15 protein-coding genes and 2 tRNA genes are annotated in these 16,290 nt (G+C 67.1%); 8 read left to right on the top strand and 9 right to left on the bottom strand.

Features of this window, described 5'->3' with window-relative positions:
- Positions 1 to 46: 46 nt before the first annotated feature.
- Entirely contained in the window at positions 47 to 1,045 is a 999-nt protein-coding gene (locus F0357_RS00465; RefSeq protein ID WP_153477550.1) for a LysR family transcriptional regulator, read from the top strand.
- Positions 1,046 to 1,053: 8 nt separating this feature from the next.
- Here the strand turns inward: F0357_RS00465 and F0357_RS00460 are convergent, their stop codons facing one another.
- The 7 genes from F0357_RS00460 to F0357_RS00430 all read right to left on the bottom strand — a co-directional run bounded on the left by F0357_RS00460 (position 1,054) and on the right by F0357_RS00430 (position 9,109).
- Positions 1,054 to 2,793: an IlvD/Edd family dehydratase gene (locus F0357_RS00460; RefSeq protein WP_153477546.1), complete on the bottom strand. Its 1,740-nt coding sequence runs from the start codon at positions 2,791 to 2,793 to the stop codon at positions 1,054 to 1,056.
- Positions 2,794 to 2,910: 117 nt separating this feature from the next.
- Positions 2,911 to 3,567, bottom strand: coding sequence for a 2-dehydro-3-deoxy-6-phosphogalactonate aldolase (locus F0357_RS00455; RefSeq protein ID WP_153477542.1), 657 nt, complete (start codon positions 3,565 to 3,567; stop codon positions 2,911 to 2,913).
- A gap of 190 nt (positions 3,568 to 3,757) precedes the next feature.
- Entirely contained in the window at positions 3,758 to 4,831 is a 1,074-nt protein-coding gene (locus tag F0357_RS00450) for an ABC transporter ATP-binding protein (protein ID WP_153477538.1), read from the bottom strand.
- A gap of 18 nt (positions 4,832 to 4,849) precedes the next feature.
- A complete protein-coding gene (locus F0357_RS00445; protein ID WP_153477534.1) occupies positions 4,850 to 5,641 on the bottom strand; it encodes an ABC transporter permease in 792 nt (263 codons plus the stop codon).
- Positions 5,638 to 6,537, bottom strand: coding sequence for an ABC transporter permease (locus F0357_RS00440; RefSeq protein WP_153477529.1), 900 nt, complete (start codon positions 6,535 to 6,537; stop codon positions 5,638 to 5,640). The genes F0357_RS00445 and F0357_RS00440 overlap by 4 nt, the downstream gene beginning before the upstream one ends.
- 107 nt (positions 6,538 to 6,644) lie before the next feature.
- Positions 6,645 to 7,745: an ABC transporter substrate-binding protein gene (locus F0357_RS00435; protein ID WP_153477527.1), complete on the bottom strand. Its 1,101-nt coding sequence runs from the start codon at positions 7,743 to 7,745 to the stop codon at positions 6,645 to 6,647.
- A gap of 470 nt (positions 7,746 to 8,215) precedes the next feature.
- Positions 8,216 to 9,109, bottom strand: coding sequence for a 2-dehydro-3-deoxygalactonokinase (locus F0357_RS00430; RefSeq protein ID WP_153477525.1), 894 nt, complete (start codon positions 9,107 to 9,109; stop codon positions 8,216 to 8,218).
- Positions 9,110 to 9,351: 242 nt separating this feature from the next.
- Here F0357_RS00430 and F0357_RS00425 point away from each other — a divergent pair.
- The 3 genes from F0357_RS00425 (at position 9,352) to F0357_RS00415 (ending at position 9,900) form a co-directional block, all read left to right on the top strand.
- A tRNA-Pro gene (locus F0357_RS00425) sits at positions 9,352 to 9,428 on the top strand.
- Positions 9,429 to 9,482: 54 nt separating this feature from the next.
- Positions 9,483 to 9,788 (top strand): ETC complex I subunit, encoded by a 306-nt coding sequence (locus F0357_RS00420; protein WP_153477523.1) that lies wholly within the window; start codon positions 9,483 to 9,485, stop codon positions 9,786 to 9,788.
- Positions 9,789 to 9,823: 35 nt separating this feature from the next.
- A tRNA-Arg gene (locus F0357_RS00415) sits at positions 9,824 to 9,900 on the top strand.
- A gap of 40 nt (positions 9,901 to 9,940) precedes the next feature.
- Here F0357_RS00415 and F0357_RS00410 read toward each other — a convergent pair.
- Positions 9,941 to 10,681: an EAL domain-containing protein gene (locus tag F0357_RS00410; protein WP_208948144.1), complete on the bottom strand. Its 741-nt coding sequence runs from the start codon at positions 10,679 to 10,681 to the stop codon at positions 9,941 to 9,943.
- A gap of 325 nt (positions 10,682 to 11,006) precedes the next feature.
- Between F0357_RS00410 and F0357_RS00405 the strand changes: the two genes are divergently transcribed.
- A complete protein-coding gene (locus F0357_RS00405) occupies positions 11,007 to 11,330 on the top strand; it encodes a hypothetical protein (RefSeq protein ID WP_153477519.1) in 324 nt (107 codons plus the stop codon).
- Positions 11,331 to 11,498: 168 nt separating this feature from the next.
- Positions 11,499 to 11,837, top strand: coding sequence for a hypothetical protein (locus tag F0357_RS00400; protein WP_153477517.1), 339 nt, complete (start codon positions 11,499 to 11,501; stop codon positions 11,835 to 11,837).
- Positions 11,838 to 11,930: 93 nt separating this feature from the next.
- Here the strand turns inward: F0357_RS00400 and aspS are convergent, their stop codons facing one another.
- Positions 11,931 to 13,706, bottom strand: a complete 1,776-nt coding sequence (gene aspS / locus F0357_RS00395; RefSeq protein ID WP_153477515.1) for an aspartate--tRNA ligase — start codon at positions 13,704 to 13,706, stop codon at positions 11,931 to 11,933.
- Positions 13,707 to 14,018: 312 nt separating this feature from the next.
- Between aspS and secG the strand changes: the two genes are divergently transcribed.
- Positions 14,019 to 14,483, top strand: coding sequence for a preprotein translocase subunit SecG (gene secG / locus F0357_RS00390; RefSeq protein WP_153477512.1), 465 nt, complete (start codon positions 14,019 to 14,021; stop codon positions 14,481 to 14,483).
- Between the two features lie 163 nt (positions 14,484 to 14,646).
- Positions 14,647 to 16,272 carry a CTP synthase gene (pyrG, locus tag F0357_RS00385; RefSeq protein WP_153477510.1) on the top strand — a complete coding sequence of 542 codons (1,626 nt, stop codon included), beginning with the start codon at positions 14,647 to 14,649 and terminating at the stop codon, positions 16,270 to 16,272.
- Positions 16,273 to 16,290 lie beyond the last annotated feature (18 nt).

Genomic DNA, 16,290 nt, shown 5'->3' with positions numbered 1-16,290 from the left:
GGCTTTCGTGATATACAAAACGATATCAAAGATCGGGAGAGACAGCATGGCGCTCGCAAGCGGGGAGGATGACGGACGGGGGCCGCGCCGCCACGGCAGCCGCCCGCTGGGCACCGACTGGTTTCTCCGCGCCCGGCTGAAGCTCCGGCATCTCCAGCTCCTCATGGCGCTCGACGAGCACCGCAACCTGCACCGCGCGGCGGAAGCGCTCAACATGTCTCAGCCCGCCGCCTCGAAGCTCCTCGGCGAGCTCGAGCGGATGACCGACGTCTCGCTGTTCGAGCGTCTGCCGCGCGGCGTCGAGCCGAACTGGTACGGCGAGGTTCTGGTGCGCCATGCCCGCACCGTGCTCTCGGAACTGAACCGCGCCGGGGACGAATTGACGGCCCTCATCGCCGGCGAAGGCGGCTCGGTCGCAATCGGTGCGGTCACCTCCCCGGCGATCGATATCCTCGGCGCGGCGATCGAGGAGATGCAGGGCCGCCATCCGCGGCTCCACGTCCGCGTCGACGTCGAGACGAGCGACGTGCTGGTGCGCCGGCTGATCGAGGCCCGGCTCGATTTCGCCATCGCCCGCATTCCGGAGGACGTCGATTCGAGCCTCTTCCTCTATGAGGAGGGCCATGGGGAGGAATTGTGCTTTCTCGTCGGCCGCGATCATCCGCTCCTCGGCCGCGGCAGGATCACACCGGATCTGCTCGCCGGCCAATCGTGGGTGCTCAATGCGCGCGGCACCCTGCTCCGCCGCCGGATCGAGGGCTATTTCCGCGAGGCCGGCATCGCGCCGCCGGAACGCATCGTCGATACCGGTTCGGTGCTGCTCGGGCTTTCGATGATCGCGCGCAACGGCGCGATCATGGCGGTATCGCGCTCGGTCGCGGCCTTGCTGGTCGCAGGCGGCAGCGTCGCCATCCTACCGGTGGAAGGGCGGATCAGGGTCGAGCCATTCGGTCTCGTTCGCGTCGCGCGGCGGACGCTGCCGCCCGCCGCCGAAGCCATGTTCCAGATCGTCCGGCGGCGCCTACGCGCGCCGGACGATCTCTGAACGCCGCGTCAGTGTGAATCGCGCGGCACCGGCGCACCGGAGGAGCCGACCAGGAAGTCGAGGTCGGCGCCCTCGTGGGCCTGCATGACGTGCTCGACATACATCTTCACGTAGCCACGGGCCGGCACCGGCGGGGCCACCCATTCGGCACGGCGGCGCGCCAGTTCCTCGTCCGAGACCTCGAGGTGGATCGAGCGGGCCGGAACGTCGAGGACGATGAAATCGCCCGTCTTCACGAGAGCGAGCGGTCCACCCACCGCCGCTTCCGGCGACGTGTGCAGGACGACGGTGCCGTAGGCGGTGCCGCTCATGCGCGCGTCGGAAATGCGCACCATGTCGGTGATGCCCTTGCGCAGCACCTTCGGCGGCAGCGGCATGTTGCCAACCTCGGCCATGCCCGGATAGCCCTTCGGGCCGCAATTCTTGAGCACCATCACGCAGGTCTCGTCGATGTCGAGATCCTCGCGGTCGATCGTGGCGTGGAACTCCTCGATGCTCTCGAAGACGACCGCGCGGCCGCGGTGCTGGAGGAGGTGCGGGCTCGCCGCCGACGGCTTGATGACCGCGCCGTTCGGGGCGAGGTTGCCCTTGAGCACGGCGATGCCGGCCTTGTCCTTGAACGGGTCCGAGAAGGCGTGGATCACCTCACGGTTCCAGCAGGGCGCCGCCTTCACGTTCTCCCACATCGACTTGCCGTTCGCGGTCAAGGCATCGTTGTTGAGGAGGCCTGCCTCGCCGAGCTCGCGGAGAACCGCCGGCAAGCCGCCGGCATAATAGAAGTCCTCCATCAGGTGCTGGCCCGACGGCTGGAGATCGACCAGGCACGGCACGTGTGAGCCGAGCGCGTCCCAATCGTCGAGGTCGAGTTCGACGCCGACGCGGCCGGCGATCGCCATCAGATGGATGACGGCGTTGGTCGAACCGCCGATCGCCGCGTTGGCACGCACCGCGTTCTCGAAATTCTCCCGCTTCAGGATCTGCGAGATGCGGAAGTCCTGCTTCACCATCTCCACGATGCGGCGGCCGGTGAGCTGGGCGAGCGTGGCGCGGCGGGCGTCGACGGCCGGGATCGCGGCGTTGCCCGGCAGGCTCATGCCGAGCGCTTCGACCATGCTCGCCATCGTCGAGGCCGTGCCCATCGTCATGCAATGCCCCTTGGAGCGGTGCATGCTGGCTTCGGCGTCGGTGAATTCCTCCATGCTCATGGTGCCGGCGCGCACCGCTTCCGACATCTGCCAGACGCCGGTGCCGGAGCCGATCTCGCGGCCCTTGTAGATGCCGCGCAGCATCGGGCCGCCGGAGAGGCCGATCGTCGGCAGATCGCACGAGGCGGCGCCCATCAAGAGCGACGGGGTGGTCTTGTCGCACCCCATCATCAGAACGACGCCGTCGATCGGGTTGCCGCGGATCGATTCCTCGACGTCCATCGAGGCGAGGTTGCGGAACAACATCGCGGTCGGGCGAAGCTGCGTCTCGCCGAGCGACATCACCGGGAATTCGAGGGGGAAGCCGCCGGCCTCCCAGACGCCGCGCTTCACAAACTCGGCGAGCTCGCGGAAATGGGCGTTGCAGGGGGTCAGCTCGGACCAGGTGTTGCAGATGCCGATGATCGGGCGGCCGTCGAAGAGATCGTGCGGCCAGCCCTGATTCTTCATCCAGCTCCGGTGCACGAAGCCATCGCGATCCTGTCGGCCGAACCATCCCCGCTGGCTGCGGAATTTTGCGTTCTTATTATCGGTGTCGCTCATCGGAAAAGGCCGGGCTCCTCGTCGTTGGTGCGAAAGTCTAGCCGGTCGGAGCCATAACCGTCCAATGCGCTTTGGATGGATCGTGATATCGGAATCGATATCACGACCGTGATCGGCTCAGGTGGCGGAGCGAACCGTCTTCCACGCCTCGATGAACGCCCGGGCCTTGGCGCCGACCGCCTTGGCGTCGTCGCCAGGCTTGTACAGCGCCGAGCCGAGGCCGAAGCCGGCGGCCCCGGCCGCGACATAGGGCGCGAGATTGTCCGGCGTGACGCCGCCGACCGGGAACACCGGCATGTCGGGCGGCAGCACCGCCTTCAGCGCCTTCAGAACGGCGAGCCCGCTCGCCTCGGCCGGGAACAGCTTGAGCCCGTCGGCACCGGCATCGATCATCGAGAAGGCTTCGGTCGCGGTGTAGAAGCCCGGCAGGGCATAGAGCCCCCTCGCCTTCGCGGCGCGCACGACGGTCTCGTCCGAATGCGGCGTGACGATGAGCCGGCCGCCCGCCTCGGCCACGGCATCGACATGCGCGGCGCTGCGGACGGTGCCGGCGCCGACGATCGCGGCATCGCCGAGCCGGCGGACCATGCGGGCGATGCTCTCGAACGGCTCTGGCGAGTTGAGCGGCACCTCGATCAGAACGAATCCGGCCTCGTGCAGGGCCTCGCCCACGGGGGCCGCCTCGTCCGGCTTCAGGCCGCGCAGGATCGCGACGAGCGGGCAGGCTTTGGCCCAGCCGGAGAACGGCCCGGGCGTGGCGGAGAACACGGACATGGGGATGCTCCTCTGCGCGGCGCCGCAGGCAGCGCGGGCCGGCAGCCCCGGCTATAGAACATCGGGCGCGGCGGCGGGAGCCCCCGCGAGCGCATCCCGGCCGTTCATCGCACCGACGGTTGCCCTCGAAACGAAATCGCCCGGCGGTGCCGGGCGATGACGAAACCGGGGATGCGCGCCGCGGGGTCGCTCAGGCGGCGCGGTCGTGCGGCAGGACCTGAAGATCGCGCGGCGCGAAGCTGACCGTCGCCGCGGCGCCGCGCTCCGGCGGGGCGACCGCCGAGGAATTGAAGCTGTCGAGCGAGATCACGTTGTCGCGCAGGCGGACGCGGATGCGCACCACCGAGCCGAGGAAGGCGACCTCCTCGATCGTCCCAGACAGCGTGTTGCCCTCGCTATGGGCCCCGTTCAGGGTCACCGCCTCGGGCCGCAGCACGACGGTGCGGGTGTCGCCGGCGACGGCGCCGTCGAGCCCCTGCGTCGTGAACACTTCCTGGCCGTCGACGACGAGCTTGCCGTTCTGCGGATCGACGACCTCACCCTTCATCATGTTGAGGGTTCCGACGAACGATGCCACGAAGTGGGTGCGCGGGAAGTTGTAGATCTCGAACGGCGTGCCGATCTGCTCGATGCGGCCCTCGTTCATGATCACGATGCGGTCCGACATCGACAGGGCTTCTTCCTGGTCGTGTGTGACGTAGATCGTCGTGATGCCGAGGCTGCGCTGGAGCGAGCGGATCTCCTCGCGCAGGGACACGCGGATCTTGGCGTCGAGCGCCGAAAGCGGCTCGTCGAGGAGCAGGATTTGCGGCTTCATGGCGAGCGCGCGGGCGAGCGCCACGCGCTGCTGCTGGCCGCCGGAGAGCTGGTAGGGATAGCGGTCGGCGAGGTGCGGCAGCTTGACGATCTTCAGCATCTCGTCGACGCGCTGGGCGATCTCCGCCGCCGGACGCTTGGCGACCTTGAGGCCGAACGCCACGTTCTGCGCGACCGTCATGTTCGGGAACAGCGCGTAGGACTGGAACACCATGCCGACATTGCGCTGGTTCGGCCGCAGGTGCGTCACGTCCCGCCCGTCGATGCGGATCGAGCCCGAGGTCGGCGTCTCGAAACCGGCAACCATACGAAGCGTCGTCGTCTTGCCGCAGCCGGAGGGGCCGAGGAAGGAGACGAACTCGCCGCGCGTCGCGGCAAGGTCGAAATGCTGGACGCCGGAATTCGCGTTGAACGCCTTGCGGAGGTTGGAAATCTCGAGAAAGGACATCGGACCCTCGCGACGCAATCAGCGGGTGGCAGGCGAGGAACCGCGGCGGCCCTGCCCGAAGATCTGCAACAGGCCCATGCAGGCCCAGGTGACGAAGAAGGCGATGATGGCGAGCGCCGAGGGCTCATAGGCGCGGTTGGCGCCGACGAGCTGGAGGTAGGGTCCGAAGGCCGGCCGGTTGAGAAGGCTCGCCATGGTGAATTCGCCGATCACGATGGCGAAGGTCAGGAAGGCGCCGCTCAGCACGGCCGAGCGCACGTTCGGCAGGATCACGTTGAAGAGGATGGTTCCCCAGCTCGCCCCCAGGCTTTCCGCCGCCTCGGTCAGCGTGCGGACGTCGACCGCGCCGAGGCCGGTATCGACCGCCCGGTAGAAATAAGGCAGCGCCAGCGTGACGTAACCGAAGGTGAGCAGGACGTCGGTTGCCCGCGCCGAGCTCGTGAACGGCAGGAAGGACGACGAATTGTACATCCGGAGATAGCCGAACACGATGACGATCGCCGGGATGACGAGCGGCAGCAGCGTGACGAATTCCACGAACGGCCGCAGCTTCGGCAGCTTGAGGCGGATCCAATAGGCCGTCGGCACCACGAGCAGCGTCGAGACCACGATGGTCGCGAGCGCGAGCGCCGCCGAATAGCTGAAGCTCGCCTGGAAGTTCGGGTCGGTCAGCACGACCCGGTAGGCCTCGAAGCTGTACTCGCCGCGCTTCATGCGCAGGGAGAACTCGAAGGTCGCTATCAGCGGGACGAGGAAATAGATCGTCCCGACCGCGAAGGCGATCCACGCACCGATCTTGCTCTGTTTCATCGCAGCCACCGTTCGCTGCGGGAGCGCAGCACGATATAGGCGGCGTTCGAGAGCCCCGTGATGAGGATCATGCCGAGCGCCAGCGCATAGCCGAGGTTCTGGTTGTGAAGCACGTCACCCCGGATCTGCGCATAAAGCAGGATCGTGATGATGTTGAGCGAGGAGCCGGTCAGGGCGTAGGCGGTGGCGATGGCGCCGAAGGAATTCGCGAACAGAAGCAGCGTGGTCCCGAGCAGGCTCGGCCACAGCACCGGCAGCGCCACATAGCGCCAATAGGCGAATCCGCTCGCCCCGAGGATCGCCGACGCCTCGCGCCATTCCCGCTTCAGGCCGTCGAGGGCCGGGGTGATGATGAGCACCATCAGCGGGATCTGGAAATAGAGATAGGTCAGCGCCAGGCCCCAGAAGCTCAGCAGGTTGAAGCCGGTCGAATAGATGTTGAAGCCGACGAACTGGCGCAGCAGCACGGTGACGAGGCCGAGCCGGCCGAGGGTCGCGAGGAAGGCGAAGGCGAGCGGCACGCCGGCGAAGTTCGAGGCGACGCCCGAGAAGGTCATCAGCGTCGGCCGCAGCCAGTGCGGCAAGCCGCCGAGCACGACGGCATAGGCGAGGAAGAAGCCGATCAAGGCGCCAAGCAGCGCCGAGGCGGTGCTCACCTGGATGCTGATCCAGTAGGCGCTGAGAATGGTCGGATCGGCGAGCCCGGCGATGTTCTGCAGCGTGAAATGCCCCTCGGCATCCTGGAACGCGCCGACCATCAGGAGCAGCGTCGGCAGGATGAGGAACAGCAGCGAGAACAGCACGAATGGCGTGACGCCGAGCCACGCGAAGGATTTCGACGCCGACCACGAGCGCGGTGCGACGGCGATGGGTTGAACGTCGGTTTCCGTCGCCATTGGGGGCACCGATCTAGAGGCCGAGCCGGCGCGGAGCCGGCGGCAACCGGGGAGCGGACAGGAGCGAGCCGTGCCGCGCCGCCGAAGCGGCGCGGCACGAAATCGACTTACTTCACGTTGGCGCCGACGACGCTATCCCACTTCTTGGTGATCTCGGCCTTCGCGGAGTTCTGCTCCTCGAGGGTCGGGAACACGGCCTTGGCGTAGGCCTCGGCCGGCGGCATCTTGGCGAGCAGATCCTGCGGGATCTTGCCGGCCTTGGCGAGCGCGTTGAAGCGGATCGGGTGGCAGTAGCCCTTCAGCCAGCCGAGCTGACCTTCGTCGGAATAGAGATATTCCATCCACAGCTTCGCGGCGTTCGGGTGCGGCGCGAAGGCCGAGATCGCCTGAACGTAGACGCCGGCGACGACGCCCGTCTTCGGGATCACGACGTCGACGTTCGGGTTGCCCTTCAGGGTGTCGCGATCGGCGAGCGCGTTGTAGTCCCAGCGGATGATGATCGGGGTGGCGCCCTGGGCGAGCGAGGCGGCCTTGCCGATGACGGGGACGAAGTTGCCGGCCTTCGACAGCTCGGCGAAGTACTTCAGGCCCTCTTCGGCGGCCTTGGCGGCGTCGCCGCCGGCCTTCGACAGACCCGCGGCGTAGACGCCCTGGATCGCCTGGTTGGACGCGCGCGGATCACCGGCGAGGGCAACCGAGTTCGCGTAGTCGGACTTCAGCAGGTCGCTCCAATCCTCGGGCGATTTGGTGACGATGTCCTTGTTCACCTCGAACGACAGCACGCCGTAATAATCGCCGTACCAGTAGCCTTCCGGGTCCTTCGCCGAATCCGGGATCTCGCTCCAGGTCGAGACCTTGTAGGGCTGGATCAGGCCGTCCGCCTTGGCCGACGGGCCGAACGACAGGCCGACGTCGATCACGTCCGGGGCCTGCGGGCCGGTGTTGCCCTTGTTCGCCTTGATCGCCTCGATCTCGTCGCCCGAGCCGGCGTCCGGATTGAGCTCGTTCACGGTGAGACCGTACTTCTGCTTGAAGCCGTCAATCACCGTGCCGTAGCCGCACCAATCGTGCGGCAGCGCGATCACGGTGAGCTGGCCTTCCTTCTTCGCGGCGGCGACGAGATCGTCGGACTGGGCGAACGCCAGCCCCGCCGACGCCACCAAAGCCAACGCCGAAACCGAACCAATCCCTGCCCAAGCGGCTTTCATTTCAATGTCCTCGTTGTCCCGCGACAAACCTGATGGAAGGCTCGCGGCGCCTCAACAGCGCAAAGTGCGCGAGCCGCGATTAGCACGACTACATTACAAGTCTATGTCAAGCACTCGCCCGACTAAGCGCTTTTCTATATCCGCCATTGTCGGAAATGGAGAACTGCCATGACTTGCGTCATACAGAGCTTTTTGATCGAAAAGAGCGATATAACGTAAAATTCATCGACACACCGCGACGCGACTTCGAGCGAGATAGATAGTCAAGTGAAGTCGTTACTCGGCGAGGTGACAATTATGACAAATATGACGCCATCACTCTGTTCCGCTACACGGACACCGGTCCCCGGCATCGACAGCCGACGCGCCGCATGGCGCACGGAATGCACACCCGTGCACTTGCGAAAAGACGCGATCTCCATGACGTTGCGATGACGGCGCAACGTTGGGCTGTTGATGAAATGCGGAAATCAGCCTCGGCCGATCCGGCGCCCGATGCAGAAAAGGCCGCGGGCCGAGACCTCCGAAGGATGGAGGCGGCTTTCACGGCCAAACGCCGCGAGCGCGCTCCGGTAGCGCTCGGCAAGGGCGGCTTCGGCGATGAGATGAATCACCCCAGCCCCAGCCGCCGCGATTGCCTCGCGGATTTCGTGGCCGATCAGAAGGCCCGAAAGATAGGATGAGAGTGCCTCGGGCTTCAGGTCCCCGAACAGGCCGCGGGAGCGCACACCGAACAGATGGTGCAGGAGCCCGCCGGCTTCGCCGCACCGGCGCACGCCTTCGAGGAAGGCCGGCTCGTCGTGCGGCCCGTCCTCGGCGGGCATCAAGCGGCCGAGGATCGAATGGCGACGGTAGAGCGCGTAGCTCTCGCCGGTCATGAAGGTGCGAAAGCCGGTGATCCGCCCACGCTCCACGCGGACCCATTTCGAATGGGTGCCGGGCAGGCAGACCGTCGCCCCCTCCCCGTCGAGCGCCTCGGCCATGCCGAGGATCTGAACCTCCTCGCCGCGCATCACGTCAGGCACGCCGTTGGCGTCGCGGGCGACCACGCCCGGCGCAATGAAGACCCGCCGGTCGCCCCAGGCGACCGAGGCGGCAGAAGCCGTGATGGAGTCGAGATCGGCGGGGCACTCCACATAGGGCGCCTCGAGCCAGCCCTGCCGGCTGCCGATCATGCCGCCGAGCACGACGTCGCCGGGCTCGTCGCCGAGCCAGCCGCCGATTTCGGCATCGAGCGCCGTCGGAAAGCCGCCGGCTTCAATCGTCAGGATCCCGCGCGGCGCGCTGCGCCGGTCGAGAATGCGGCCGTCGTCGGCGAGCCGGTAGGCGCGGAAGCTGCTCGTGCCCCAATCGACGACGATCATCGGCGGTTCCTTCTCGATCTGCCGCGACGGGGCGGCTGGCGCGCTGGACGAGCGTTCTATAGGCGCGCAACGCCCGGACCGACAAGAACCCTCGGAAGGTCCGCGCCGGAGCGCAGGCAAACGGGGCCACGTTCTCCCGTCGCGTCCTTCTTTCGCGTTCTTGCCGCGCCTCGCGCGAGCGTGTATCGACACCGTTGTATCGTTGACCGGAGGCCTGCTGTCGCCGGGAGACGGTGCCGGAACGGGGTATAGCTCAGCCTGGTAGAGCGCCGGCTTTGGGAGCCGGAAGTCGCAAGTTCGAATCTTGCTGCCCCGACCAAAGACGACAGCCATTCCGGGCCCGCGGGGCTCGAGACACGGAGGAGTTCGGACCATGGTCGCCCGCATCTACAAGCCCGCGCGCACGGCCATGCAATCGGGCCAAGCGAAGACCCATCGCTGGGTGCTCGATTTCGAGCCGTCCGAGCCGCGCACCGTCGAGCCCTTGATGGGCTGGACGTCGACGGCGGACATGAATGGCCAGATCCGCCTCTATTTCCCCTCGCTTGACGAGGCGGTCGCCTATGCCGAGCGCCACGGCATCGCCTACGAGGTGTTCGAGCCCCATGCGGCGACGCCGAAGCGGGTCTCCTACTCGGACAATTTCCGCTCCGACCGGGTCGTTCCCTGGACCCATTGAGGTCCGCCGCCCGGGTGGCGACCTGGCCGGCAACCGGCCCCGTAGCTCAGCTGGATAGAGCAGCCGCCTTCTAAGCGGCAGGTCGCAGGTTCGAGCCCTGCCGGGGTCGCCAACGAACGCGCATGGATCGGCCGGACGAGGCTCCGACGTCGTCAGATCGTCGGAAACACGACCTCGTCGAACTCGGCGCGGTCGATTTCGGGATAGGCGAACAGGAAGCCCTGCACCTTCGAGACGCCGAGATCGCGGAGCACCTTGAGCTCCTCCGGGCGCTCGACCCCTTCGCCGATCGGTTCGATCCCCAAAGTCCGGCACATCGCGAGAAGGCCGGAGACGATGGCCCGCCGCGCCCGGTCGCTGTCGATGTCCGCGACGAGATAGCGGCCGATCTTGACGTAATCCGGCTGGAAATCCGCGAGCAGATTGAGATCGCCGTGGCCGGCGCCGAGATCGTCGAGCGCGGTCCTGATGCCGTGAGGACGGCAGGCCACGGCCAGAGCGGCGAGCGACGAACGCTCCAGCGGCCGCTCGCCCTCCGTCAATTCCAGCGTCAGACGGCTCGGCTCGAAGCCGAGGCCCGACGCCGCCTCGATGATCGTATCGACGCTCACCACGGCATGCTCGATCGCGGATGGACGGATGTTCACGTGCAGCCGTCCGCCGAGGTCCTCGGCCATCGCGCGCTGCATCGCCCGCGCAATCGAACCTTCGTCGAAGGCGCGGCCGTTCTCATCGTTGACGTGGGCGAGCACCCAATGGGCCGATTCGCCCTGCCCCCCGCGCGCCAGCGCCTCGTAGGCCCAGATGGTCCGGTCAAGGACATCGACGATCGGCTGGAATGCGATCTCGAACGGAAAACCGACATCTCGGCCGGCCCTTGCCTTCTCACCCACGCGTCGTCCCTCCCCGGCCGGCTGTGCGCCGGTCGGTCCTGCCCCAGCCCGATCTTTGTCGGACCGCGACGATAAGCGGCGGGCGATCCGGGGTCCACGAGATTCGGTCCTCGCAGGGACGATCCGCGGGTGGGCCGCGCCGACCGATTCACTGCCGATTGCCGGCCGAGGCCGGAGACAATTTCCGCGCGCGGCGCAGTGCGGAAGATGGGGACTATGTTGGCGACCGCGTCCGCTCGCTGACGAATAGGACCGTCGCAATCTGCTAATAGGAGTCCGGTGGTATCAGCGCGCCTTCGACGCGCGTCCAAGGGGGCCTTTCGAAATGACGACTGAACACATGCGCCTGCGCGGCCTCGCACATGGCTTGATGCTCGCCACCTTCGCGCTCGCGGGCTGCCAGAGCTCGATGACGGGGCCGAACGACGTCAAGAGCCCGAAGCACGAGACCCTGCGCGACCAATATTCCTGCACCGAGACCGACAAGACGTGGACGGGTCGCTACGTGGCCAAGGGCGGTCGCGATGCCGCAGCGAAGTCCGAGAATGCCTGCTTCAAGAAACAGTCTGATTGCCAGACCTGGCTCGCGGCGGCCGCGGACGGCGGAGACGAGATCATCGAAGCGAGCTGCACGCCCATCAAACGCTGACGCCGGCTTCTCGAAAGAACCAGCCCGACGCGCACGCCAAGGTGTTGCGCCGGCCCGTCTACGCTTCGCGATTGGCAACGGGAAATAGCGCGCTAAGGTGTCGATCGGGGCTGGTCATGGGGGCCGCCGCGGGGATGGCCGACCCGTTTCGGCCGGGATATCAAGACAATGATCGTTCGTTCGCACCGCAAACTCGCCGTCGCCGCCGCGTCGCTGGCGTTCGCCCTGGGCCTCGCGGGCTGCATGCAGAGCCCGCAGGAAGCCGCACTCAACGCCACCAAGAGCCCGTACGTGGAGACCGTCCGCGACGAGGAATCCTGCGGCAAGACGGAGAACATCTGGGAAGCGCGCTACTCGGTGAAGGGCGATTCCGATTCGCCCGGCAAGAGCATCGCGGCCTGCTTCAAGACCCGCCACGCCTGCCACGTCTGGCTTGATGCCGCGAACGGCAGCACCAACGGCAGCGGCGGCGAGATCATCCAGGATCAGTGCACCAAGCAGAGCTGATCGCGGGGTCGGCCGACCGCCGACTTTGGGGGGCAAAAGAAAACGGCGCGGCGATTGGATCGCCGCGCCGTTCGCATTTCCAGGCCCGCCGGATCAGCTCGGCAGGTTGAGACGGATGTGAAGCTCGCGGAGTTGCTTCGTCGTGACGTCCGAGGGCGCGCCCATGAGCAGGTCTTCGGCGCGCTGGTTCATCGGGAACAGCACGACCTCGCGCAGGTTCTCCTCGCCGCACAGCAGCATCACGATGCGATCGACGCCCGGCGCGATGCCACCGTGGGGCGGCGCGCCATATTCGAGGGCGCGCAGCATGCCGCCGAACCGCCGCTCCAGCTCCTCCTCCGGATAGCCGGCGATCGCGAACGCCCGGCGCATGATCTCGGGCTTGTGGTTGCGGATCGCCCCCGAGGAGAGCTCGATGCCGTTGCAGACGATGTCGTACTGATAGGCGAGGATCTCGAGCGGGTCCTTGCTCTCGAGCGCCTCGAGACCGCCCTGGGGCATCGAGAACGGGTTGTGGGAGAAGTCGACCTTCTTCTCCTCCTCGTTCCACTCGAACATCGGGAAATCGACGATCCAGCAGAACGCGAACTGGTCCTCGTCGACGAGGCCGAGCTCGCGGCCGGCGCGGTTGCGCGCCTGACCGGCGAAGGCGGTGAACTTGTCCGGCCGGCCGCAGACGAAGAACACGGCGTCGCCCGTCTCGAGCCCGAGTTGGGCGCGGATCGCCTCGGTGCGCTCGGCGCCGATGTTCTTGGCGATCGGGCCGGCACCGCCCTCCTCGCCCTCGCGCCAGAAGATGTAGCCGAGGCCCGGCTGGCCCTCGCCCTGGGCCCACGCGTTCATGCGGTCGCAGAAGGCGCGGCTGCCGCCGGTCTTGGCCGGGATCGCCCACACCTCGACCTTCGGATCGGACGCGATCTGGTTGGCGAACACCTTGAAGCCGGAGCCGGCGAAATGCTCGGTGACCGCCTGCATCTCGATCGGGTTGCGCAGATCCGGCTTGTCGGAGCCGTATTTACGCATCGACACCGAATAGGGAATGCGCGGGAAGGTCTGGGTGACGCGGCGGCCACCGCCGAACTCCTCGAAAATCCCCTTGAGCACCGGCTCGACGGTCTGGAACACGTCCTCCTGCTCGACGAAGCTCATCTCGATATCGAGCTGATAAAACTCGCCGGGCGAGCGGTCGGCGCGGGCGTCCTCGTCGCGGAAGCACGGCGCGATCTGGAAATAGCGATCGAAGCCCGCGATCATGAGGAGCTGCTTGAACTGCTGCGGCGCCTGGGGCAGCGCGTAGAACTTGCCCGGATGCAGCCGCGCCGGCACCAGGAAGTCGCGCGCGCCCTCGGGGCTCGACGCGGTCAGGATCGGCGTCTGGAACTCGGTGAAGCCGTTCTCGACCATGCGGCGGCGCAGGCTCGAGATGATCTGCGACCGCTTGACGATGTTGCGGTGCAGACGGTCGCGGCGCAGGTCGAGGAAGCGGTACTTGAGGCGCACGTCCTCGGGATATTCGGGCTCGCCGAACACCGGCAGCGGCAGTTCGCGGGCGGTCGAGAGCACCTCCGCCTCACGGACGAACACCTCGATGCGGCCGGTCGGCAGCTTCTCGTTGACGGTCTCGGGGGTGCGCGCCTTCACCAGCCCGTCGACCCGGATCACCCATTCCGCCCGCACGGTCTCAATGAGCTTGAAGGCCGGGGAATCGGGGTCGCAGACGCACTGGGTGATGCCGTAATGGTCGCGAAGGTCGATGAACAGCAGGCCGCCGTGATCGCGCACGCGATGCACCCAGCCCGACAGACGCACGGACTGGCCGACGTCGCCCTCTACGAGCTCTCCGCAGGTATGGGAACGATAGGGATGCATGGGCGAAAACCTTGGGTCAGATGTGCGGCGCGACGGCGCGCGCGGGGCGTTTGAGCAATGGGGCGGCCCGTTTGTCAAGCATGGGGCTTCCGGCGGCGCCTCGCCATCTTATCTAAGGACGGCTGGCGGCTCCGCGGCCTTTTTCCGCCGGCCTCGAAGCGGCCCACCGACCTGTATGCCGCATGGCGTGCGGCAAGGGTGGAAAGCGCCGCGTCGATCGTGTAAGAAGCCGCCGAAATCAAAGTCCGAACATTGCGACCGAATGACCGGGGCGCGTTCACGGACGATCCCGACATCGGCAGCACGGCCCTTATGGTTACGGTTCTTCTCGTCATTCATCTCATGATCGTGCTGGCGCTCGTCGCCGTGGTGCTGCTGCAGCGCTCCGAGGGCGGTGCGCTCGGCATCGGCGGTGGCGGTGGCGGCGGCTTCTTCACGAGCCGCGGCAGCGCGAACCTCCTGACCCGCACCACCGCGGTGCTCGCCACGCTTTTCTTCATCACCTCGATGGTGCTGACGCTCCTCGCCCACCACGGCAATCCGACGGGCTCGCTGCTCGACCGGCTCGGCGGTGGCACCGGCACGGCGATCCCGAACGACACCCGCGGCAGCGGTACGGGCCTGCTCGATGCGCTCAAGAAGGCGCAGGGCGAGCCCGCGGCTCCGACGTCCGGTGGCGCGCAGGCTCCGGCCGGGACCTCGGCACCCGCGACCACCGGCGGCGCCGCGAACACGCCGGCGGCACCCTCGGGACCGCAGGTTCCGAACTCCCAGTAAGCGGAGCTTCGCTCCGTTCGAGCCACGCCGTCCGGCGCACCGCTCGAAATCGTCCGTTGTTCCAGAGGCCGCCGATCCGGCGGCCTCTTCCTTGATTGCATGTGTGTGTCCGGCCGCGATGCGGGCGGGCGAATCGAATCATGATCTGATAAGGTGGGGGCCCATGGCGCGGTACATCTTCATCACCGGCGGCGTGGTTTCTTCGCTCGGCAAGGGTTTGGCTTCGGCCGCCCTCGGAGCGCTTCTCCAGGCTCGCGGCTTCAAGGTCCGGCTCCGGAAGCTGGACCCCTACCTCAACGTCGATCCGGGCACGATGTCGCCCTATCAGCACGGCGAGGTGTTCGTGACCGACGACGGGGCGGAGACCGACCTCGATCTCGGCCACTATGAGCGCTTCACCGGGCGCCCCGCGAACCGGATGGACAACATCACCACCGGCCGCATCTACCAGGACATCATCGCCAAGGAGCGCCGCGGCGATTATCTCGGCGGCACCGTCCAGGTGATCCCGCACGTCACCGACGCCATCAAGGAGTTCGTCCTCTCCGACAACGAGGACTTCGACTTCGTGCTCGTCGAGATCGGCGGCACCGTCGGCGACATCGAGGGCCTGCCGTTCTTCGAGGCGATCCGCCAGCTCGGCAACGAGCTGCCGCGCGGGCATGCGGTCTACATCCACCTGACCCTGATGCCCTATATCCCGAGCGCGGGCGAGCTGAAGACGAAGCCGACCCAGCACTCCGTCAAGGAGCTGCGCTCGATCGGCATCCAGCCCGACATCCTCCTGGTACGCTGCGACCGCCCGATCCCGGACGGCGACCGCCGCAAGCTCTCGCTGTTCTGCAACGTGCGGGAAAGCGCGGTCATCCAGGCGCTCGACGTCGGCTCGATCTACGACGTGCCGATCGCCTATCACCGCGAGGGCTTCGACGCCGAGGTGCTGGCCGCTTTCGGCATCGATGCGCCGGAGCCGAACCTGACGCGCTGGGAGACGATTTCCGACCGCATCCACAATCCCGAGGGCGAAGTCACGATCGCCGTCGTCGGCAAATATACCGGCCTCAAGGACGCCTATAAGTCGCTGTTCGAGGCGATCGTCCACGGTGGCATCGCGAACCACGTCCGCGTCAACGTCGAGTGGATCGAGTCCGAGGTCTTCGAGAAGGAAGACCCCGCCCCCTGGCTCGAGCGCGTCCACGGCATCCTGGTGCCCGGCGGCTTCGGCGAGCGCGGCTCGGAGGGCAAGATCGCCGCGGCCGGCTTCGCGCGCCGCCACAAGGTGCCCTATTTCGGCATCTGCTTCGGCATGCAGATGGCCGTGATCGAAGCGACCCGCAGCCTGTGCGGCATCGAGGCGGCGAGCTCGACGGAGTTCGGCACCACGAGCGAGCCCGTCGTCGGCCTGATGACCGAATGGCTGAACGGCAACGAGCTCGAGCAGCGCGCCGCGGGCGGCGACCTCGGCGGCACGATGCGCCTCGGCTCCTATCGGGCGGCCCTCGCCAAGGACAGCAAGATCGCCGAGGTCTACGGCTCGACCGAGATCGCCGAGCGTCACCGCCACCGCTACGAGGTCAACATCGGCTATCGCAAGCGGCTCGAGGACCAGGGCGTGCGCTTCGCCGGCATGTCGCCCGACGGCCTGCTGCCGGAGACGATCGAGCTCGTCGATCACCCCTGGTTCATCGGCGTGCAATATCACCCCGAGCTGAAGTCGCGGCCGTTCGAGCCGCATCCGCTGTTCTCGTCGTTCGTGCGCGCCGCGATCGTCCAGAGCCGGCTCGTCTGAGCCGCGCCGCGTCCGATC

This window comes from Segnochrobactrum spirostomi (assembly GCF_009600605.1).
Lineage (GTDB): Bacteria > Pseudomonadota > Alphaproteobacteria > Rhizobiales > Segnochrobactraceae > Segnochrobactrum > Segnochrobactrum spirostomi.
The sequence above is the reverse complement of the archived record's forward strand: the minus strand, read 5'-3'. Positions and strand labels throughout refer to the sequence as shown.